The following is a 20900-nucleotide window of genomic DNA, read 5'->3' as shown; positions in this document are numbered from 1 at the left end:
CGTCTCGATCGTGCGCACATGACCACGCGATATCAAACCCGGCAGGATTTTTCCGCAGCTTCCCCGGAAGCGCGCGAGCAGACGTTCGGCTAGCCGTGACCGATCGCGACGATGTCATGGATCTCAGGCGATTGGTCTATTTCGTCGCCGTCGCCGAGGAATTGCATTTCGGCCGCGCCGCATCGCGGCTTGCGATCGCGCAGCCGCCGCTCAGCCGGCAGATTGCGCAACTCGAGAGCGATCTCGGCGTCATGCTGATCGACCGGAGCCGCAGCCAGATCCGGCTGACCCAGGCTGGCAGCGTTCTGTTGGAACGTGCGCGCGACGTGCTGGAGCGGCTCGACCGGACGCACCGCGAGATCAAGCGGATCGGCGAAGGCTTTTCCGGACACCTGCGCGTCGCCTTCGTCGGCTCGGCGACCTATGGCGTGCTACCGAGCGTGATCCAGGCGTTTCGGTCGGCCTATCCTGACGTCGAGCTCGCGCTGTCGGCGATGAACAACGCCGAGCAGAAGCGCGCGGTGATCCAGCGCGAGATCGATATCGCCATCGCCCGCCCCTCGCTCGACGACGAGGAGCTGAAGTCGGAGCCGCTGCTACAGGAGCCGCTGATCCTCGCGCTCTCCGACACTTCGCCCTTGCTCGATCAAAGGGTCCCGCGGCTGGCGGCGCTGAAGGCCGAGACGTTCGTCCTCTACCCGCGCAAGCCGCGCCCGAGCTTCGCCGACCACATCCTCAACATCTGCCTCGAAGAAGGCTTCATTCCGAAATCGCAGGTGCTGGCCCAAGACTACCAGACCGCGATCAGCCTGGTGTCGGTCGGCGTCGGCATCGCGCTGGTGCCGAAATCGGTCTCGGAGGCGGAGCGGCCCGGCGTCGCCTACCGCGCCTATGAAGGACACAATCCAGGCACTGCCCTGTCGCTGAACTACCGGCGCGACAACCGGATGTCGCATCTGTTCAATTTCCTGAAGGTCGCACAGGACGTCACGCGGCGTCAGCGCAAGCCGTAACGAGCGCCCTCAGGCCGCGACCGCCGCCGGCGCGCGATCGTCAACGCGTGCGATCGCCTCGTGCAGCACGCAGATGTCAGCACCCGGCCGAACGCCGTTCTCCGCAAGGTGCCTGCGGAACGCACGCGCACCGGGGACGCCATGGAAGGCACCGACGAAATGCCGCGTGATCGAATGCAGCCGCGTGCCTTCGGCAAGCTGCCGCTCGATATAGGGCAGCATCGCCGCGAACACGTCCTTCATCGTCGCGTGCGGCGCAGTCTCGCCGAACAGCTCGGAATCGACGGTGAGCAGCCGCCACGGCTCCTGATAGGCCGCCCGCCCCAGCATCACGCCATCGACATGCGCCAGATGCTGCTCTGCCTCCGCAAGGCTGGTGATGCCGCCGTTGATGATGATGGGCACATCCGGCAACGCCGCCTTGAGGCGATAGACCCGATCGTAGTCGAGCGGCGGGATGTCGCGGTTCTCTTTCGGCGACAGTCCGTTGAGCCAGGCCTTGCGCGCGTGCACGACGAGCACGTCCGCGCCCGCGGCAACCACCCCGCGGGCCAGCGTATCGAGCGCGACTTCCGGATCCTGGTCGTCGATGCCGATCCGGCATTTCACCGTGACGGGAATCCGCACCGCGCGCTTCATCGCCGCAACGCCTTCGGCGACCAGCGCGGGCTCTGCCATGAGGCAGGCGCCGAAGCGGCCATCCTTTACGCGATCGGACGGACAGCCGACATTGAGGTTGATCTCGTCATAACCGAACTGCTCGCCGATCTCTGCAGCGGTCGCCAGATCGCGCGGATTGGAACCGCCGAGCTGCAGCGCCACCGGATGCTCGCTGGCGTCGAAGCCGAGCAGCCGCGCCCGGTCGCCATGGATGATGGCGCCGGTCGTCAGCATCTCAGTATAAAGCCGCGCACGCCGCGACATCAGCCGATGGAAGACCCGGCAATGCCGGTCGGTCCAGTCCATCATGGGTGCCACAGAAAAGCGATAGTCTTGCGCTTCCAATGATTTACCTTAAGCTCTCAATGGGATGTAACAAGAACGAGTACCCGCCAAACTTGCCGAATTTGCACACGTTTGTACCCGTTTTGACCTCTCGACGCACACGTATCGCACACCGTTTGGGAAAAGCACACGACCATGGCCACCTTTACTCAGGTGCCGTCGGGAAACTGGCGGGTCCAAGTTCGCCGCAAGAACCGTTATGTGGCAGAGACCTTTCGCCGCCGCAAGGACGGCGAGGAATGGGCGCTCGACGTGGAGCGCAATATTGATCGTAGCGGGTCACCCAAACCGCGCGCTGCCGTGAAAGCGAAGACCTTCGGCGACATCATTGATCTGCACATTTAAGACATGCGCGACGTCGGCCGCCCACCACGCCGATCCAAAGCGGCGGTACTGAAGGCGCTCAAGGAGGAGCTCGGATGCACCAAGATACCTCGGCTGGACCGAGAACGGCTTATTGAATATGGCCGCAAGCGAGCGAAGGAAGGCGCCAGGCCGGCGACCCTCGCAATCGATATGGCTTTCATCAGGACACTCGCGACGCACGCCGCGGCCGTCCACGGAATTGAGGTTTCTGCCGAGGAGGTTCGCCCTCGCGCGCTTCGCGTTGAAGCATTTGGGTCTCGTCGGAAAAATCAGACGAGCGAGACCGGCGGCCAACGCAGGATGAGCTCGACAAGCTCATTGAATACTTCGAGACGAATCCACGACAGGTCATTCCCATGGGCCGCATCGTTCGCTACTCCAATCAGGGTCGCTAGAGCCACGCCCTTGAGCAGTTGCCAGGTATGGAAGTCCACCTCATCTTCGAGGCCGGCATAGCCTGCGACGTCGGTTGCGGCGAGGTTCTCGATCACAATCGAATTGCCGTTCGGCAGGATAAGCCGGCTCCAGACGACCAGCGCCCGCTTCTGGCCAAAAGGGCGAGCGGATCGGCGACAACCTCATGCACAATTCCGATTTCGTGCGCGCGCAGTCCCGTCACTGTCAGGCCACAGAGGATCATCTCGAGCGCCTTGGTCTCTCCAACGATCCTGGGCAAACGCTGTGTACCGCCACCACCCGGAAAGATACCGATGCGCGTTTCCGGAAGTCCGATCGCCGCGACACTGCTCCCGGCGATGCGCAGGTCGCAGGCCAGCGAAAGCTCGAAGCCTCCTCCCATGCACAGGCCATTGATAGCCGCAATGACCGGCTTGTCGACCGCTGCAATCGCATCTGTCAGCGCGTGGAAACCAGGTGGTCGAGGACCAGGCGACGGCGGGGCGCGAGGCGCTCCGCGCTCAATCGCATCCGCGGCCTCAGAGAGTTCCCCAACGTCGTAGTGACGGATGAAGATGCCGGGTAGGCCCCCTGTAATGACAATGACCCGCACCGATGGGGCCATCCCTGCAGCGGCGACCGCATCGAACATCTCGGCCGCCCCGGCGGCCGTCATGGTGCCGAATGGGGGTTAGCGTAGGTGATGACACGGACCGCGTCGCGATCCTGGTTGGAAACAAGAGGCATGGCCTACCCTCACCGCAACCGCTCGCCGAAGAATCACGCGTTGGCGGTGCACCCCTCAGAATGCGCCCGGGTCCCACACCGATCAATCCTGCGCGCGCTAATATTGCCATTGCAGCCGAGCGCTTCATTCCTAAAATCCCGCCTCCCCGGCATGCGTTTCGGACGGGCCTGTACAGCGGAGTAGACGTTATGCCCAAACCGGAAAGCTTCCCAATCGAGAAGATCTACGTTCCCGTGAAAAGAAGGAAGGCAATCAAACCTCAAGTCGTCGAGGAGATCGCTGGAAGTATTCTCGACATCGGACAACAGACCCCCATCTCCGTTCGGCTCGACGGAGACCGCCTCGTTCTGGTCGAGGGACTGCATCGGTTAGAGGCCTGCAAGGCGCTCGGCGAGACGACCATTGTGGGAATCGTGGTCTCTGCGGAGGATGCTCAGCAACGGACGCTCTTGTCCGAGGGACCCGAAGCAGATGCAGAACGCGACAAGATGGCGCGATTGAAAAAGCTGCGTCTCGAGAAGGAAGCTGCAGAAAGTTCGATTACTGCTTTGAACAAGACGGATAAGGAGCGAGCCCGCGCGGCAAGGGGCGCGGGCGAGAACTCGAGAACATCGCCAAGCCGGGCCTCAGGACCGACGCCGAAAAAGACGTTGTCGGAGTGGATCGCGCAGCAAAAGCGCGACGGCGGCCGTTATTGATCGACCGCTTTCGATTCTGCATCCGCCGTCAGCGGAATCTTCATGACGATTGCCGTGGCCTGGACTAGGAAGTATTCACCTCCTCAGCGAAGACTCATGAGATCAATCGCAGCAAGGGCATAGATTTTCGCGCAATCGACAACGTCCTGCTCGTTGGCATAGTCGTCAACGCCAGCTGACAACGTCGGCTGTGGTCCGAAACATGCGGCCGGGACACCCTTGTTCCGCCAGTGACGGGCATCGCTGCCTGGAAGCCGCACGACCAGCTGAGGTGTCTTTCCTCGCACATTGGCAATCACATGAATCAGGCTCTTTGCATACGGGCTATCGGCCGCCTCCCAATTCGCATCCCACTCCTTCGGATACGATAGACGGATTCCCGGAACGGTGCTGGCGATCTTCTGCAGGCGGTGCTTGACGCTTGCAGCAGTGATGCCCGGTGGAAGTCTGAAATCAAACCGGGCAAGCGCGGACGGCGAGATCAGGCTACGCACTTCGCCAGCCTGGATTACGCCCGCGTTGGCCGACAACCGAAGCCCCAGATTTCCCTCTCCGCCGGTCACGCCTTTGAGTTCCTCGGGCAAGGTCGCAAAGACGTCGTTGAAGGTATCGACCTGCGCCATGAAGTTGGCGAGCTTGCCGACGGCGCTTTCGCCGCGCAGCGCGCGGGACGAATGCCCTCCCGGTCCGGTTGCCTCAACATCCACCCAGAGAAGGCCTTTCTCCGCGACAGCGAAATCCATAAAACCGGGACCTTCTGCGCTGATCATAAAGTCGCCGGCAAGATCCGGCCGAACCGCAAGGAGATGCTCGGTGCCGCGTCCGCCGAACATGACCTCGTCGCAAACGGCCGTGAAGCTCAAGCTCCCCGGAAGCTGATCACGATGCCGCGCAAGCACGGTCGTCGCGAGAGCCATCGCGGCGAGACCGCCCTTCAGGTTGCCCATGCCAAGGCCGTAAAGACGACCGTCCTTGCGCGTTAACTCGAGACGCGGCACGCTCCACGCGGACTCGTCGCCCGGCTGCATCGTGTCCATGTGGGCGTTGAAGACCACATGCTTTCCTTCCGCCGAGCCGCTCAGCGTCAGGTGAACGTTCGCGGCGTCGTCGACAACAGCGATCCGCTCGCTTGCCAAGCCCCTCCCCCGGAGAAACGCCTGCAATTCGTCCGCTACTTCCGTCGTCCGCCCCGGCGGATTCATGCTCGGAGCCGCGACCAGCCGACGGCACAGATCGACGAGAGCCTCGCGATCTTCGTCGATCTCACGCAAAATAAGCTCGTTCCAGCCAGACGACGTCATTGCACTAATTCCTTCCTGGTCGACCAGCCAGCCACGACGCGCTCAGGCGCCTTCCCGACGATTCGCTCGTAGACGGCGGGATCGGTTGCACCTTCCGTGCCGATGACCAGCACCACGCTCTCTTCCGTCAACTTGATGGCATGTCGGGCGTCGGCATCGCCTGCGGCCAGAAGTGCTGCAGCCAAACCCGCGACGGCGGACTCACCGGCGACGATCGGATGATCGCCGTACCGACCGTCCGCAAGCAGGCGCATCGTTTCCGCCGCGGATGCGTCGGTGATCGAGAAGAAGCCGTCGGCGCCCGCATCGAGGATCGACCAGGCCAGAAGGGAGACCTCGCCGCAGGCAAGACCCGCCATGATCGTGTCCAGCGAGCCGTGGTCGGCAGTCGGCCGCCCCGCCGCCGCGCTAAGGTAGAGGCATCGTGCCGTCTCGGGCTCAGCCACGTAGAACAAGGGCGACTTCTCGCCGAAACGCTCCCAAAGATAGGAGCAGACGGCTGCAGCGAGGCCGCCAACGCCGCCCTGCACGAAGACGTGGGTCGGAAAAGCACCGCGCGGCATTTGCTCGACGGCCTCCTCCACCATCACTCCGTACCCCTGCATGACGTAGCGGGGAATGTCGGTATATCCCTCGTAAGACGTATCGGAGATCACCTGCCAGCCGTTTCGCGCTGCCGTGTCTGCAGCCTCGCGAACGGCGTCGTCATAAGTTCCGTCGACCACGCGTACTTCAGCGCCGTAGGCAGCGATCGCATCGCGGCGGCCCTGGCTCACCGTGGCGTGCACGAAGATCACGCACCGGCACCCGAAAGTGCGGGCGCCCCATGCCACGGACCGGCCGTGATTTCCGTCCGTCGCACAGGTCACCGTCATGCCGGTCGTGACGTCTTTCAGCGATCCGGCCCCAAGCTCTTTCGTGCTCGGGCGCTTGCCGGCGAGCGCCTCTACTTCGCGCTGCAGGAAGGAGGCCACCGCGTAGGCTCCGCCCAGGGCCTTGAAGCTGCCGAGGTCAAAGCGAGCGCCCTCATCCTTATAGAGGATCGTGCGAACGCCCGCGGCGCTCGCCAGCCCGTTCAGACGCCGCAACTCGGTGGGACGATAGCCGGGCCAGGTGGTGATCTCCTTCCGCGCCTGATCGAGGGCTGCGAGGCTGAGGATATCGCCGCGCCCGCTGTCGCCGTACTTTTCCTGACGAACGGGGTTCGGGTTGGGTTGGAGGGAGAAGTTTTCGCTGAGGATTTTGAACATTTGGTCTCTCAATAACCTAGTGCGACGCCGTCACGACGGGAATCTGCCCCGCCTCTTAGGACCCCGCGTTTCCGGTCGATCCAGATCGCCTGGGCAGTTCCAAGTGGATTGGGGGCCGGCGTCGGGCGGTGCCCGAGAGCGCGAAGACCTTCGACAACATGCGCCGGAACGGTTCCTTCGACGTCCAGCACGTCACCGCGAGCAAAGATGCGCGGTTGGTCGATGGCTTCCTGCACGGACATCTTGTAGTCGAGCAGGTTCGACAGGATCTGGATCTGCCCAATCGGCTGAAAGTGACCACCAGTCACGCCGAAGGAAAGCACGCACTCGCCGTCGCGGGTGAGCATGGCCGGCAGGATGGTATGCATCGGACGCCTGCCGCCCGCGAGCGTATTCGGATGGTCGGGTTCGAGCACAAAGCCGAAGCCGCGATTGTGCAAGAGGACCCCGCACTCGGGGGCGACGATGCCGCTGCCGAAATCGTCGAAGATGGAGTTGATGAACGAGACTGCGGTGCGATCCTTGTCGACGACGGACAGAAACACCGTGTCCTTGTGTTCTGGCATCGCGACCGGAACGACATCGACCAGCCGCGAGTTCTGCGATATCCGGCCGGTAAGGATGTCGGCACGGGCCGAGCTCTTCATGCGTTCGACGGGTACTGGTGCGGCATCGGGATCGCCGACGAAGGCGTCCCGCTCCGCATAGCCGATGCGGGCAATCTCGGATAGCAGATGGTAGCGTTCGACCGATACCGGAGCGAAGTCCGCGACGTTATATCGGTCGAGTAGGTTTGCCATGGCAAGAACAGCAACGCCCGAGCCGTTAGGCGGGCATTCCCATAACTCGTAGCCACGATAGGATGTCGATATCGGCGTCTCGTATCGGGGCCTGAACGCGGCAAAATCTTCAAGCGTGTGAAAACCACCCAGCGAACGAAGCGCCTTCACGATGCTTTCTGCGATCCACCCTTCGTAGAATACGTCCGCTCCCTTTGCGGCGAGGTCCTTGAGGGCGCAAGCGAGCGCCGGCTGCATGTGCAGCTGGCCTGGCTTCGGCGCTTCCCCGGCGGGAAGAAAGACCGAGGTCGTCGCGGCGAGACGCGACAGCTTCGGCACCTGCCTGCTCCAGTCCCGGGACAGTCGCTCGGTGACCGGATAACCGTTTTCCGCAGCCGCGATGGCCGGTGCGAGAAGACGCGCCAGATCGAACGTTCCGTGGTCCTCCGTGAGCCGCGCCCAGGAGCGTACAGCGCCCGGAACAGTAACCGTGTGGACGCTTTCGGGATCGAGCGTTCTGATTCCGGCTTCCGCGAGACTGCCGAGGCTTACCGCAGCCGGTGCAGCTCCGGACCCGTTAAGGGCGATGACCGGCTGCCCTTCCCGTTTCAACAAGACGAAGCAATCCCCCCCGACACCTGTTTGGGTCGGCTCGACGACGGCAAGCATCGCTCCCGCCGCTACAGCTGCATCTACGGCGTTGCCGCCATCGCGCAGCACATCGATCGCGGTCAATGTGGCAAGCGGGTGCGTAGTAGCGGCCATGCCGTTCACGCCGAAGGCTTCCGACCGCCCCGGTGACTCGAAGTTTCTCATGCCTCCCCCCTTCCGGAACTGGCGGCGCCTAAAAGGAAGCGAGGCCAGCATTACGCAGGTCTGTAATGAGCATGGAGGACGGCGCGTGCGTGATGCACAAGGGCGGCTTTGCGTTCGCGGTCGCAAGCTGCGGGGTGAGTCCGCAGGCCCAGAACAGCGGGATCTCGTGTGGAAGCACCTCTCCCGAACCTACCTCCCTGTACCTCTTCGACAGGTCCACTCCGATCAAGCCGGGATCGCCGATATGAACGGGAGCACCATGAACGTTCGGAAAGCGCGACGTTATCTGGATGGCACGAATAGCCTCCCTGGCCGCGAACGGTCGCATCGTGACCACCAGCTTCGCACGGAAGTCACCGGCAGGCATCGTATCTACCGTCGTCTCATAGACGCCAGCCACTTCGCCACGCTCGAGATACCTGAGCGCAATTCCCGCTTCCACCAAGGCGTACTCGAACGAAAAGGAGCAACCCAAAGCGAAGGTCACCAGGTCATCCTGCCAGAGCCGGGATATGTCGGTCACTTCTTCCGCGAGTTGACCATCGCGAAAGACGTGGTACCGCGGCACATCGGTGCGGATGTCAATATCCTTCCCCAGGGTGGGAAGACAGGGATCGCCGATATCCGACCGGGCAATCAGGGGACATGGCTGCGGATTGCGTTGGCAGTACAGAAGGAAATCTTCCGCATGGCTTCGAGGAAGAATGCAGATGTTCGCCTGCACGCGATCCGGTGCGAAGCCGGCCGTGTAGCCGACATAAGCACCGGAGCGCACCGCCTTACGGACCGAGGTGACGTCGCGCGTATCGAAATCAGGAGCCCGACTGTTCATGGCACCGCCTTGGTCGCAGGCACCTCGACGGGCGCGTAATCCGACATCGGTCGAGCCATTGTATTGGTCGCGAGTTCGAGCGAACGTCCGCCAGTTTCACGTCCAAGCAACGCCATGGTAACGGCCTGCACGAAAAGTAGCCCGCCGATCGTGGACAGCACCGCAGCGACGCCCCAGTTGTTGAAGAGATAGACAACGCCGAAGGGAACCACAGCCGTCGTAAGCCTTGCTATTCCAACACAGACAGCGTTGCAGCGCATACGAACCGACGTCGGGAAGAGCTCGGGCAAATAGACCGCCTGGATCGTCGCGAGAAGAAAGTAGATCAACGCGAAGGTGGCGAAGCCGATGCCCACGGCCGCGACCTGTGAAGTGGCTTGGCCGAACAGCACTGTCATGACGGCCGCACCGATAGAGCCGCCGATGATCGCGACGCGTCGACCCAAACGATCGACCCAAAGCCGGGCGACGAATGCTCCCGTTGGCGCGCCGAGGGACATGAGCGCGGACTGGCCGAGGGTCTGATTGATCGGGATGCCCTGCTTGAGAAGGAAAGTCGGGATCCACGAGACGAGGCCATATAGGGCTGCGAACATGATGACCTGTAAAACCGTTCCGAGGACCAGAGGCCGAATGAACGCCTTTTGCCAAATTGACCCGGGTGCAACTGCAGGCCGCCACTCCGGAGCGTCTAGTTCGCCGTGCTCTCTGCGAGCCTCGTGCTCGATAGCAGAAACGACCTGGTCCGCTTCGCTGAACCGCCCCTTGACCTCCAGCCAGCGCGGAGACTCGGGAAGCGCCTTTCGAAGCCATAAGATGACCAGCGCTCCAACGCCGGGGACAGCGAACATAACGCGCCAACCGAATACCGGGATGAGCGCCCAGCTCAGCAGGGTCGACACCAGTAGCCCCATGCTGGAAATCATCGAGAGCGTGGAAACCCAGCGCCCCCGCTGCTGCGGCGGCACGAACTCGGCAAGCGTCCCATAGCCCAGGACGATCTCGGCACCGAGGCCAACGCCGCAAAGGAACCGCAGAAAAACGACCCATTCCATGTTGGGCGCCGCCGCACCGGCGAGCGAGGCCAGACCAAAGATCGCCAAATTCCACTGGAAGGTCACCCGGCGACCGAGCAAATCCGCGACGACGCCGGCCCCGACCGTTCCCAGAAACATGCCCAGGAACGTCGCGGACACGAAGTACGCATTCAGGTCGAGACTGGAAAAGCCGGTTGAGAGAAACACGCCCAGCACTGCGCCGGCTATGTAGATATCGAGGTTGTCAAAGAACATGCCGCCACCCACGAGGGCGACGATACGCTTGTGAACCTTCGAGATCGGAAGGCGGTCGAGGCGTGCCGATACCGAGCTGGCTTGCTGCATTTTCTCCCCTTCTGGATTTTGTAGTTGTTTTACCTATCGCCTTGCGACGCAGTCGATCTCGATCAGAGCGTCCCTTACGAGATCGGTGACGCCGACGCAGGTCCTCGTCGGTCGATGATCCGGGTGAAAAAACCGGGAGTAGACCTCGTTCATCTCGTCGTAATCGCGTTTGAAGTTGGTGAGAAACGCGCGGACGCTGACCACGTTTTCGATCTTCAGGCCGAGGCTCCCCAGTACCCGTTCCATGTTCTTGAGGGTCTGCTCCGTCTGCGATGCGATACCTTCAGGAAGTGGCGAGCCGGGCTCATCGAGATTTCTCGCAAATTGACCCGTCAAGAACACAAATCCATCGGCCTCGACCGCATGGCTGCTCGGCGACATCGACGGGGGTAACCCCGGCACCGTGTGGCGCGTAATCGTGCTCATCATCACCTCGTTCGGAATCTCTCAGGCCCGGATCCGGCGCAAATGCCGTCCGCATCGACGACTGTCATGGAGGTGACAGTATTGCGCTCTGTCGAGAAAAGGCCTCTAAGTGGGGCCGGATCCCGTGATTTTGTTGCGCGCCATGGCACCGACACAAGAACTTCGCTTGAATGACCTTGATCCTCAGGATCTTGCGATCCTGGAGATTCTTCAGCGAAACAACGCAACTCCACAGCGGACGATCGGAGAAATGGTCAACCTGTCCGCGGCTGCGGTGCAGCGACGGATCAGCCGTCTGGAAAAGCACGGCGTCATCCAGGGTAACGTCGCCATCCTGAACCCCGCGTCAGTTGGTCAACCAATTACCGTGCTGGTGGAGGTCCAGATCGAGAATGAGCGGCTTGACTTGCTGGAGGCGTCGAAGGGGAGTTTCGCCTCGGCCCCGGAAGTGCAGCAATGCTACTACGTGACGGGAGAAACAGACTTCGTGCTCGTCGTAACAGTGGGGTCCATGCAGGAATACGAACAGTTGACCAAGCGCCTGTTCTTCGAAAACCACAATATCAAGCACTTCAAAACCCTGGTCGTGATGGACCGGGTGAAGGCGTCGATGGCCTTGATCCTGCCGAAGTAAGGATCGCGAAATCTTGCCGCTCTCATCCATCTCTGCGGCACAGGCAACGCATTGGCCTTCGTGCGCCGCGGCTTCCAGCCGGCAGCGGGCGAGCGCTGCGGCGACCACCTCGTCGCGGCGTACATAGCGAAGGTCAACGGGATGAAAAAGTAAATTCCTGAAGCGTACAGCGAGCGACAGCAATTGAGTGGGAAGTTGCACACCGCGCACGAACCCTTCGGCGCGAGTTCTGCACATGCGAGCGCAAATCTATATCCTCCAGAAAAGGGAGGATCTGCTCTCGTTCATACTTCCTCTTGATCTTCCAGTGCACATGCCGTGCACTCGCAGCCCTATAACCCATTGAAACTCTGAACTCTCACTCCAGTCCATTGTTGAGCCTTCCGGAGCCATCTCATGCCAATCATGCCAAGGCAAACCGTCTAAGCCGCGGTTTGTCTGAAGGGTTTCTTGCCAGCCCGCAATCTCATTAGGCGCCCGATCGACTGTCCGACGCGTCAGCGTCTCGCTGTAGCCACCAGTGCAGCAAGGAGAACACTGGATCGGCCTCCAGGTGATGTTCGAACACCCCTTTAACCTCGGTTCCGATGACCACGGTCTGCCGGGGATCGCCCGGCAGATTACCCACCATGCGTACGCCACCGGCGTGTGGCAGCTCAACGAGCAGCGCGAGATATGGGGCGCACTGCTTTAGCGCCGGGTGGGATGGATGCCACACGCGTTCCCAACTGTAGATGCGGCCAGTCGGCTCGACGTCAGTCCACGTGAGATCAAAGGAATGACAATTGTGGCAAATCCATTCGGGCCCGAACTGCCAGGTGCAGCAGCGATCGCAGCGTTGCACCAGTAGGCGATTTTCACGCAAGCCCATCCAATAGGGTGTCGAGAGGCCGTCCGGCTCGCCCACTGGAATGGGCAACCCGACAGGGAGATAGTGCGTAGGTCCACTCATAACGTTGCCTCCGAACCCAGGATGAGGTTACTGGCCGGCGTCACCATCGGGCCGCCGATCACCAACGCAACATCATTTCGTCGAGCCTGGCTCGTCGACGCGCCACGCACCTGACGAACAGCTTCCAGCACCAGCTCAAAGCCGTGCATGTAGCATTCGGCAAGGTTGCCGCCACTGGTGTTGAGCGGGAGCCTCCCGGATGGAGCGATCAAATTGTCGAAAGTCAGGAAGTCGTTGGCCTTCTCGGGCCTGAAGAAGCCATGCTCCGCCAGCGCCATCACGACACCGCCGGTGAAGTTCTCGTACGCCTGGACCACGCCGACATCTGACGGCCCTACCCCGGCCATGCGGTACAGATCGGGGGCAACTGTGTCGAAGCTCGCGGTAGCGTAGAGCGGCGCGTTGTGCGCCGTCGCGGCTGCACGATGGCCCGAGCCGAAGGCCGCACCGAGTACGTAGGCCGGCTTGGACGCGAAGTCCTTGGCGCGCTCTACCGATACCAGCAGCAAGGCCGCCGCTCCGTCATTCTCCATGCAGCAATCGTAGAGATGGAATGGCTCCACGATCCAGCGCGAGGCATCGTATTTCTCCGCGTGCAGCGGCCTGCCATGCATCACGGCACGCGGGTTGGCCTGGGCATGATGATAGGAGGCGAGAGCAATCGAGCGTAGCGCCTCCTGCCGCACGCCATGCTCGTGCATGTAGCGCTGCACTCGCATGGCAAAGCGCTGCGGGGGCGCCAGCACACCATAGGGCATCAGATAGGACCGTTCGCCGGAAACGGTGTGAATCCCGGCTGCCTGTCCGAAACGGCCATATTGGCCCTGCGCCAATGAACGGAACACCACGACACAATCGGCAAGGCCTGCGACGATCGAGGCGGCCGCGTTGGCGACCGCCGCGCAGCAACCGCCGCCGCCTCCGCCCCATTGCATGGTGGCGGAGCGCAATCGATGCGTGCCCAGCGCTGCAGCCAGCCGTGACGCCTCGCTGCGATCGTCGCTGTAGGAAGAGAAGCCATCGATCTCGCGGGGATCGAGCCCGGCATCCTCGCAGGCCGCCAGGATCGCCTTCAGCGCGAGCTTGAATTCCGGATCGGGAGAAGCGCCATGACGATAATATTCGGTTTCACCGATCCCGATCACGGCCACGCGGCCCCGCAGCGTACGCTCGTCTCGCGCGCGCCCGGTCACGGCTTGGCATCCCGTTGCGAAGCCTGGCTGCCGAAGGCTCCGCCCTTGATGAGGCGCGCGACCTCCGCCTCATCATAGCCGAGCAACTCGCGCAGCACGTTTCCGGTGTGCTGCCCAACGGTCGGTGCCGCGACGGGATCAACGATCGGCGTCCGCGAATAGCGGATCGGCAGGTTGACATTGGGCACCCACCCCACCATCTCGTGCGGGATCCGGGTGACGATCCCGCGTTCCCTCGCCTCCGGTGAGCGGATCGCCTCGCCGACGGTCCGCACCTGGCCACAGGGGACGCCAGCCGCCCGCATCCGCGACTGCCAGTGCGACCAGGGCTGCCGGCCAAAGGCATCGCCGAGAATCGCGAACAACTCCTCGCGCCTGCGGATTCGGTCAGGGCCGGTTGCATAAATCTCGGCCGCCGCGAGATCCTCGCGCTCAAGGACCTGCGCCATCAGGCGTTGGAAGATCTTGTCATTGCCGCAGTTGATATAGAACGAGCAATCGCTCGCCAGGAACACGCCCGACGGACACGTGTCCGGGCTGGTGTTTCCGCTTCGCTTCGGATCGGTGCCATTGAAGAGCGACTGCGTGGTCGCGTAGCCGGTCATCAGGACGGCATTGTCGAACAATGACACCTCGATGGCCTGGCCTTGCCCGCTGCGCTCGCGCGCCAACAACGCGCCAAGGATTGCATTGCTCGCCATCATCGCGGTGCTGATGTCCATCACCGGCGACAAGGCCCGCACCCCTTCCCGGTCGGCGTAGCCGTTCATCGACACGAAGCCGCTCTCGACCTGCGCGATCGGATCGAAGCCGAGCCGGTCCGCAAACGCCCCGTCGCGGCCATAGGCCGACACCGAGCAATAGATGATCTCGGGCTTGATCTTGCGGCAGCTCTCATAGTCGAGCCCGAGCCGCGCCATCACGCTCGCCGAAAAGTTTTCGACGAGGACGTCCGCCGTCGCGATCAGCTCACGCGCAACCTTCAGGCCCTCCGGGGACTTCAGATCGAGAGCAACGCTGCGCTTGTTGCGGTTGGTCCAGAGGAACGGCGCACCGTGCTTGAGATCGGGATGCACCGGGGGATAGCGGCGCAGATCGTCGCCGCGGCCCGGCGCCTCGATCTTGATGACCTCGGCGCCCATGTCGGCGAGCATCATGGTCGCAAACGGTCCCGCGATGAAATGCGAGAAATCGATCACCCGAATCCCCTCGAGCGCCTTTGGCGCGCCGGGAGGACGAGGCGTGTGCTCGGGGAAATCGGCTTCGAGTTGGTCCAGCATCGGGATATCCGTTGGTTTGAGAAATGTTGATCCGAGGACCGCGGCTGTCGTCAGTTGCTCTTCGGTGGCTCGACGAGCGGGCATCCACCCTGGTCGAGCGGCCGGAAGGCTTCCGGCCCGGACAACACGCCGACCTGCTCCAGCAGATCCCACTTGCTCTTCGACGCAGTCGGGCTCTTCACCTTCAGGATATACATGTTGTGAATGGCGCGGCCGTCGGCGCGCACCACGATCGGCCCGAACAAGGCGTCGTCGATCGGCGTCTCCTTCAACTTCTGGATCACGGCCGGCGCGTCATTGGTTCCTGCCGCCAACGCCGCGTTGAGATAGGCCAGCACGGACGAATAGACGCCGGCATGGAAGGCAGTCGGCGATTGCCCATGCTGCCGCTCGCCGAATCTGGCCGACCATGCGCGGCTGGCATCGTTGAGGTCCCAGTAGAACGGCTGGGTGATGATCAGCCCCTCGCCGACCGCGAGGCCGCTCGAACTCGACATCGTTGGTGGTGGTCAGCAGCGCCGCGAAGGTACGCCCACTCTGCTTTAGTCCGAACTCGGCGGACTGCTTGATCAGGCTGACGGTGTCGCCGCCGGCGGTCGCGAACGCGATCACATCGGCGCCCGAGCCTTCTGCCTGTAGGATGAACGACGCGTAGTCCGCATTATTGATCGGCACGTTGACCGATCCGAGAACGGTGCCGCCGCCGGCGCCGATCACCGCCGTCCCATCGCGCACCATCGACTTGCCGAGCGCATTGTCGGTGGCGATGAAGTACCATTTCTTGCCACCGTGACGCACGAGATAGGCGCCGATGGTGTGCGAGGCCGCCCAGGTGTCGAAGGTCCATTGAATCGTATTGGGTGAGCAGTATTTTCCGGTCAGGTCGGAAGACGCCGCACTCGACGCGATCAGCGCCGCCTTGGTGCCGCGCACGACCTCGTTGACGGCGAGCCCGACGGCCGAGTTCGGCACATCAGCGACTGCATCGACCTTCTCCTGATCGATCCAGCGGCGCGCGATTGCGGCGCCGACATCGGCCTTGTTCTGGTGATCGGCCGAGACGATCTCGACCTTGAAATCCGGATGAAGCCGCATGAAGTCCTCGGTCGCCATTTTGGCCGCCGTCACCGAACCTCCGCCGGCGTTGTCCGAATAAGGGCCGGACGCGTCGTTGAGCACACCGATCTTGAGGGAGCGCGCAGCGTCCGCCGACGCGGGCGCACTGGCGCAAGCGGCCAGGAGGGCTATTCCGACAATACGCGAAAGATACTTCATTGTTTCCACCCGTCGTATGTTGTTGTCTTAGAGATCGAGCACGAGCGTGCGGGACTTGGCGCCCGAGCAGCAGATCATGACGCTCTTGTTGGCCGCCTGTTCCTCCTTGCTGAGAAACTGGTCGCGGTGATCCGGTATGCCGTCCAGGACGCGCGTCTCGCAGGTTCCACAGACCCCCTCGGTGCAGGCGTAGTTCGCGGCTATCCCGGCATCCAGCAGCGCATCGAGGATGGTCTTCCCGGCCTCGACCGCGATGGTGCGGTTGCTTCGCGTCAGCTTGACGTCGAAGCCGCCCTCGGTGGCCGGGGCTTCCCGCGCCTTGAAATATTCGACATGCACGCGATCGGCCAGACGATCGGCCGTCGCCGCCTCGAACGCCTCGAGCATGGGCAGCGGACCGCAACAATAAAGATGCGCGTGAGCCGGCGCGTTCCTGACGATCGCCGGCAGATCGAAAACCCGTCCCGATCGCTCGTCGTCGAAATCGACATGGACCCTCGATCGATACGTGCCGAGTTCGTCGAGAAATGCGGCAGCGGCGCGCGTCCTTGCGGCGTAGAACAGGTCCCATCGGCATCCGAGCGCTTCCAGGCGCCGGATCATTGACAGCAGCGGCGTGATGCCGATACCGCCAGCGATCAGGACCGAATGCTCAGCCTCTTCCTGAAGTGCGAAGTTGTTGCGCGGCCCGGAGATCGCGATGATGTCCCCGACCCTGACAGCGTCGTGAATGAAGCTGGAGCCGCCGCGGCTCCCGGCATCCTTGTTGACCGCGATGACGTAGCGATGCCGCTCGCACTGATGGTTCACCAGCGAGTAGCTGCGGATCATGCCGTTCGGCAGATGCAGGTCGATATGGCTGCCGGCTGTGAACGGGGCCAGCTCGCTGCCCGTCCGCGCGATCAGCTCGTAGGAGTGGATCCGCTCGGCCTCGTAGCCAATGCGCTTGACCAGAACCTCCCGGTTGGATGCGCTCACAGCTCGTACCCGAAATCGGCACCGAGCTTCGCCCGCATGAACGGTGCGCCGACATCGACCCAGGAATCCTCCGGCGGCAGCCGCAGCGACACCGCCCGCACCATGAACACGTCGGGGTCCAACACACCCTTCGGCTTGATCGCGTGATCGCGATAGGCGCCGAGCGCCTCCAGGATGAAGCGCCGCGTCATCGCGATGCCGGTATCGCTCGAACAGAGCGTCTCCCTGGTGCGATCGAAAATCGGCGAGACGCCACTCTGGCACGCACCGTCCTGCACCCAGAGCCCCGGCAGGCCCGAGAACCAGGTGGTCCGCTGAGCCTCGTAGTCGAACTGGAAACCTTTCTGCGGGTTGTATCTCGTCCAGTAGCCGGCATACGGCACCGTCACCGGGTGCTGCACGAGCGCGTGGCGGCTGGCGTGGCCACTCTCGCGGCCCTTGTGTCCTTCTGCAAAGACCTGCCGCGTCTTCTCCAGCAGCGGCTCCGACGGATGATAGGAGAACATGATACAGAGCGTGTTCTCGTCATCGATGGGCACCCAGGCATGCCCGCTCAGATCCGGGAACGGAGACAGCGGGGGCACCAGCGTATAGAACGGCAGAAGGAACTGGTTGACCCGCCAATACAACGTGTTGGCATCGTAATTCCGCCGCGCGGCGATGCTCATGCCGAAATCCTGCTTGATGCATTCGAAGGTCGGGCGCAGGTCGCGCTTCTGGATCCAGGCGCTCGTCGTGCCCTGCGCATCCAGCCGTCCATGAAGCAGCGGCGCGTGCGCCGAATCGATCTCGCCCTCGACCGCCTGCAGCCAATTGCACTCCTGGACGCGAACCGAGATGTGCACCTGCTCGGCCGGCACGAGATTCCATTCGAGGTTCGGCAACGCCGGAAGCTCGGCCTGGTCCGGACCCATATAGGTCCAGATCATCCCGTTGCGCTCCTTGCAGGGATAGGCCTTGATCCGCACCCGCTCCTTGAGGCGGCTGCGCACCGGCTCTGCCGGCATGTCAGTCACGGCACCGGTGACGTCGAATTTCCAGCCGTGATAGACGCAGCGCAGCCCGCAATCCTCGTTTCTTGCGAAGATCAGCGGTGCGCCGCGATGCGGGCAGGCCTGGTCGACCAATCCGACGCGGCCCTCGGTGTCGCGGAAGGCGACCAGATCCTCGCCCAGCAGCCGGATGCGCTTCGGTTGCCCGTCCTTGCTGAGATCCGCCGACGGCAGAAATGGAATCCAGTAAAGGCGAAAGAGGTCGCCGAGCGGCGTGCCCTTGCCGACCCTCACCAGGCGTTCATTGTCTTCGCGCGAGAGCATGGGTTTGCCTCCTTCAATTGCGTGTGGCCGGGCCCGTCGCGCCGCCGAGAAGCGTGGCGACACGGTCAGACAGTCCAAGATCCTGAGCGGTCCAAAGCGGATCGGATGCGGTGAGCGGCTTGCGTGGGATCGGAGGCTGCTTGCCCTCCTCCACTAGGCGGACGATCAATTCGATGCGGCGCCGCTCGAGCTCGCGCAGAGCCTCCTCGACGACGGAGGCTTCCGCCGTGCACCCCGGCAGCTCCGGATAGGCAAGTCGAACCCGCCACTGCCCCGGCTCGGTTTCGACCGCCTCGGCCTCAAGCAGATAGGGGATCGACAGCAGCTCACGCAGGTCCAAGTTCAACCTCCCTGAACGATGTCTACGCATCGCGTTTGATACGTATACGTACTACATAGCCGGAGGGCTGGCAAGAGCCGAGGGCGCGATCCATCGCGCGCGGAACAGACTTGGACCGCGGTTTGCCACAGGGTTGAGGACGTCAGGCCAAGCTGCTAACGGCTAAGGCGAATTCGAAACATCGCAGCTGGGATTCAACGACGGCATGGCAGCCGACAAGGGTATGAAGACGAACTCGGCCACAGACATCGCGCGCGACTGGCAACTCGAAGGCGGCGTCGGATTTCTGCTGCGGCTGCTGGAGGCCCGCTACGACGGCCTCTACCAAAGCATGACGCGCCAGAGCGATATCACGCCGCGGCAGTTCGGCGTGCTGATGGCGCTGTATCAGTTGGGGCCCCTCACCCCCTCCGTGCTGGCGGAGCGGATCAGTTGCGACCGCAACACGCTGAGCGAAATGCTCAAGCGCATGGTCGCGCGCCGGCTGGTCTCAAAGAAGGACAATCCGGACGACCGCCGCTCGCTCCAGGTGCAGATCACCGCCAAGGGAGAGGAAGCGCTTCTGGCCGTCATTCCGGCCGCCGCTGAGCTGCAAAACATCATGCTGGCTCCGCTGCGCAAGGAAGACCGCGCGCATTTCCTGAAATGTCTACTTGCGATCGCGAAGGCTCCGCCGCCAGACGCTCCGGCCGATACCTGAGGTCGCCGACGCGCGGCCCTCCTAGGCCGGCGCCTTTCCAAATGTGCCGGCGGCAGCAAGTGCAGCGATTGCGTCGGGCGACAATTCCAGGATCCGCGACAACACATCATCCCGCTGCGCGCCGATCCCGGGAACGCGGCTTCCCATCGGCGTATCGGCCCCGGACATCTGCCATGGCGCATTGACGCCGACGAAGTCGCCGGCGCCATCCGAGACCGTCCCGAACACACCGCGCTGGCGCAAATGGTCATCGGTCAGCGCCGCGCCCGGCGTCCGGTAATCGGCGCAAGGAACGCCGGCGCGATCCAGCGCCGCGATGCATTCAGCGACAGTGTGGCGCTCCGTCCATTTCTCGATCACCTGCATCATGGCGGTCCAATTGGCGCCGCGCGCCGGAATGGTCGAAAAGCGGGGGTCGTTCACCAGCTCTTCCTGCCCAGTCACCTCGCACAGCGCCGCGAAATTACGCGGCGTGACCGGGGCGATCAGGATATCGCCGTCGCGCGTGCGGACCGGCCCATAGGTCGGGCGCGGCGCACGGATCGGGAATTGCGCTTCCTGAAGTTCATAGACCAGCAGATTCAGCATGCAGTCCATCAAGGCTACATCGACGCGCTGTCCTTTCCCGGTGCGCGTACGCTGGACCATCGCGGTCTGGATCGCGGAATAGCCGAAGATACCGCCGAGGATATCGGCCACAAAAATAGCGCCCGGCGCGGGACGCTCCCGGTCGCCGGCATAGCGCATCAGGGAGTGATCGAATCCACTCTCGGCATGCACGATCATCGCATAAGCCGCGCGCTCGGCGGCTGGGCCTGACTGGCCATAACCCGAGATCGAGCAATAGATGAGGCGCGGGTTGATCTCGCGAAGCGTCTCGTAGCCAAGGCCGAGGCGGTCCATCACGCCAGGGCGGAAATTCTCGACGAGAATGTCCGCCTCCGCGACCATGCGATGTACGAGCCTGATGGCGTCGGCATTCTTCAGGTCCAGCGCCAGGCTACGCTTTCCGGCATTGAGCTGGCCGAAATAGGTGCTGTGGCCTTCGCGCAGCGGCGTTCGCAACCGCATATCGTCGCCTTCCGGAGGCTCGATCTTGATGACCTCGGCGCCGACGTCGGCGAGCAGCCGCGCGCAATAGGGCCCCGCCACCATGATCGAGAAATCGAGCACGCGCACGCCGGCGAGCGGCGCCCTGTCGCCATCCTTCTGCATCCGAT

Annotated in this window: 22 protein-coding genes and 1 pseudogene; 5 read left to right on the top strand and 18 right to left on the bottom strand. The window is 62.9% G+C overall.

Features of this window, described 5'->3' with window-relative positions; translation table 11 throughout:
• Positions 1 to 95 precede the first annotated feature (95 nt).
• Positions 96 to 1013, top strand: coding sequence for a LysR family transcriptional regulator (locus RX327_RS16495; protein ID WP_244482431.1), 918 nt, complete (start codon positions 96 to 98; stop codon positions 1011 to 1013).
• A gap of 9 nt (positions 1014 to 1022) precedes the next feature.
• Here the strand turns inward: RX327_RS16495 and dusA are convergent, their stop codons facing one another.
• The gene (dusA, locus tag RX327_RS16490) at positions 1023 to 1982 is read right to left on the bottom strand and encodes a tRNA dihydrouridine(20/20a) synthase DusA (protein WP_050386168.1); all 960 of its coding nucleotides are present in this window, start codon (positions 1980 to 1982) and stop codon (positions 1023 to 1025) included.
• Between the two features lie 171 nt (positions 1983 to 2153).
• On the opposite strand from dusA, the gene RX327_RS16485 reads away from it, so the two are divergent.
• A complete protein-coding gene (locus RX327_RS16485) occupies positions 2154 to 2363 on the top strand; it encodes a hypothetical protein (protein WP_050386169.1) in 210 nt (69 codons plus the stop codon).
• A gap of 290 nt (positions 2364 to 2653) precedes the next feature.
• Here the strand turns inward: RX327_RS16485 and RX327_RS39280 are convergent, their stop codons facing one another.
• Both RX327_RS39280 and RX327_RS16475 read right to left on the bottom strand, forming a co-directional pair.
• Positions 2654 to 2896, bottom strand: a complete 243-nt coding sequence (locus RX327_RS39280) for a TrbI/VirB10 family protein (RefSeq protein ID WP_410712191.1) — start codon at positions 2894 to 2896, stop codon at positions 2654 to 2656.
• Entirely contained in the window at positions 2872 to 3432 is a 561-nt protein-coding gene (locus RX327_RS16475; RefSeq protein WP_410712165.1) for an enoyl-CoA hydratase/isomerase family protein, read from the bottom strand. Before RX327_RS16475 ends, RX327_RS39280 begins: the two co-directional genes overlap by 25 nt.
• Before the next feature lie 284 nt (positions 3433 to 3716).
• On the opposite strand from RX327_RS16475, the gene RX327_RS16470 reads away from it, so the two are divergent.
• Complete coding sequence (locus RX327_RS16470; RefSeq protein ID WP_317250846.1) at positions 3717 to 4226, top strand: ParB N-terminal domain-containing protein; 510 nt, start codon at positions 3717 to 3719, stop codon at positions 4224 to 4226.
• 83 nt (positions 4227 to 4309) lie between these two features.
• On the opposite strand, the gene RX327_RS16465 is transcribed toward RX327_RS16470, so the two are convergent.
• From RX327_RS16465 to RX327_RS16440, 6 genes are read right to left on the bottom strand one after another with little or no spacing between them, the layout of a single operon-like run.
• Positions 4310 to 5527 (bottom strand): M20 family metallopeptidase, encoded by a 1218-nt coding sequence (locus RX327_RS16465; protein ID WP_050386173.1) that lies wholly within the window; start codon positions 5525 to 5527, stop codon positions 4310 to 4312.
• The gene (locus tag RX327_RS16460; RefSeq protein WP_050386174.1) at positions 5524 to 6777 is read right to left on the bottom strand and encodes a diaminopropionate ammonia-lyase; all 1254 of its coding nucleotides are present in this window, start codon (positions 6775 to 6777) and stop codon (positions 5524 to 5526) included. The genes RX327_RS16465 and RX327_RS16460 overlap by 4 nt, the downstream gene beginning before the upstream one ends.
• 8 nt (positions 6778 to 6785) lie before the next feature.
• Positions 6786 to 8372 (bottom strand): gamma-glutamyltransferase, encoded by a 1587-nt coding sequence (gene ggt, locus RX327_RS16455; protein ID WP_050386285.1) that lies wholly within the window; start codon positions 8370 to 8372, stop codon positions 6786 to 6788.
• A 28-nt stretch (positions 8373 to 8400) separates the two neighbouring features.
• Positions 8401 to 9204, bottom strand: coding sequence for a putative hydro-lyase (locus RX327_RS16450; RefSeq protein ID WP_050386175.1), 804 nt, complete (start codon positions 9202 to 9204; stop codon positions 8401 to 8403).
• Complete coding sequence (locus tag RX327_RS16445) at positions 9201 to 10586, bottom strand: MFS transporter (protein ID WP_050386176.1); 1386 nt, start codon at positions 10584 to 10586, stop codon at positions 9201 to 9203. Before RX327_RS16445 ends, RX327_RS16450 begins: the two co-directional genes overlap by 4 nt.
• Positions 10587 to 10619: 33 nt before the next feature.
• Positions 10620 to 11012: a RidA family protein gene (locus RX327_RS16440; protein WP_050386286.1), complete on the bottom strand. Its 393-nt coding sequence runs from the start codon at positions 11010 to 11012 to the stop codon at positions 10620 to 10622.
• Positions 11013 to 11154: 142 nt separating this feature from the next.
• On the opposite strand from RX327_RS16440, the gene RX327_RS16435 reads away from it, so the two are divergent.
• Positions 11155 to 11646, top strand: coding sequence for an Lrp/AsnC family transcriptional regulator (locus RX327_RS16435; protein WP_050386177.1), 492 nt, complete (start codon positions 11155 to 11157; stop codon positions 11644 to 11646).
• Positions 11647 to 12115: 469 nt separating this feature from the next.
• On the opposite strand, the gene RX327_RS16430 is transcribed toward RX327_RS16435, so the two are convergent.
• From RX327_RS16430 to RX327_RS16395, 8 genes and pseudogenes are all read right to left on the bottom strand, one after another.
• A complete protein-coding gene (locus tag RX327_RS16430; protein ID WP_082190724.1) occupies positions 12116 to 12517 on the bottom strand; it encodes a Zn-ribbon domain-containing OB-fold protein in 402 nt (133 codons plus the stop codon).
• A gap of 77 nt (positions 12518 to 12594) precedes the next feature.
• The gene (locus RX327_RS16425; RefSeq protein ID WP_028334213.1) at positions 12595 to 13791 is read right to left on the bottom strand and encodes a thiolase C-terminal domain-containing protein; all 1197 of its coding nucleotides are present in this window, start codon (positions 13789 to 13791) and stop codon (positions 12595 to 12597) included.
• The gene (locus RX327_RS16420) at positions 13788 to 15071 is read right to left on the bottom strand and encodes a CoA transferase (protein ID WP_317250845.1); all 1284 of its coding nucleotides are present in this window, start codon (positions 15069 to 15071) and stop codon (positions 13788 to 13790) included. The genes RX327_RS16425 and RX327_RS16420 overlap by 4 nt, the downstream gene beginning before the upstream one ends.
• A 50-nt stretch (positions 15072 to 15121) precedes the next feature.
• Positions 15122 to 15568 carry an ABC transporter substrate-binding protein gene (locus tag RX327_RS16415; protein WP_317250844.1) on the bottom strand — a complete coding sequence of 149 codons (447 nt, stop codon included), beginning with the start codon at positions 15566 to 15568 and terminating at the stop codon, positions 15122 to 15124.
• Between the two features lie 55 nt (positions 15569 to 15623).
• Positions 15624 to 16346: pseudogene (locus tag RX327_RS16410) on the bottom strand (ABC transporter substrate-binding protein); the annotation flags it as partial.
• A gap of 27 nt (positions 16347 to 16373) precedes the next feature.
• Positions 16374 to 17324: a PDR/VanB family oxidoreductase gene (locus RX327_RS16405; protein WP_317250843.1), complete on the bottom strand. Its 951-nt coding sequence runs from the start codon at positions 17322 to 17324 to the stop codon at positions 16374 to 16376.
• Positions 17321 to 18640 carry a Rieske 2Fe-2S domain-containing protein gene (locus RX327_RS16400; protein WP_050386180.1) on the bottom strand — a complete coding sequence of 440 codons (1320 nt, stop codon included), beginning with the start codon at positions 18638 to 18640 and terminating at the stop codon, positions 17321 to 17323. The genes RX327_RS16405 and RX327_RS16400 overlap by 4 nt, the downstream gene beginning before the upstream one ends.
• Before the next feature lie 13 nt (positions 18641 to 18653).
• A complete protein-coding gene (locus RX327_RS16395; protein WP_028334208.1) occupies positions 18654 to 18980 on the bottom strand; it encodes a hypothetical protein in 327 nt (108 codons plus the stop codon).
• Positions 18981 to 19185: 205 nt separating this feature from the next.
• Between RX327_RS16395 and RX327_RS16390 the strand changes: the two genes are divergently transcribed.
• Positions 19186 to 19680, top strand: coding sequence for a MarR family winged helix-turn-helix transcriptional regulator (locus RX327_RS16390; RefSeq protein WP_050386181.1), 495 nt, complete (start codon positions 19186 to 19188; stop codon positions 19678 to 19680).
• A 21-nt stretch (positions 19681 to 19701) separates the two neighbouring features.
• On the opposite strand, the gene RX327_RS16385 is transcribed toward RX327_RS16390, so the two are convergent.
• A complete protein-coding gene (locus RX327_RS16385) occupies positions 19702 to 20895 on the bottom strand; it encodes a CaiB/BaiF CoA transferase family protein (RefSeq protein ID WP_050386182.1) in 1194 nt (397 codons plus the stop codon).
• Positions 20896 to 20900: the final 5 nt, after the last annotated feature.

It is taken from the genome of Bradyrhizobium sp. BEA-2-5, assembly GCF_032918025.1.
GTDB lineage: Bacteria > Pseudomonadota > Alphaproteobacteria > Rhizobiales > Xanthobacteraceae > Bradyrhizobium > Bradyrhizobium pachyrhizi.
This window is presented reverse-complemented; position numbering and strand designations above follow the sequence as displayed.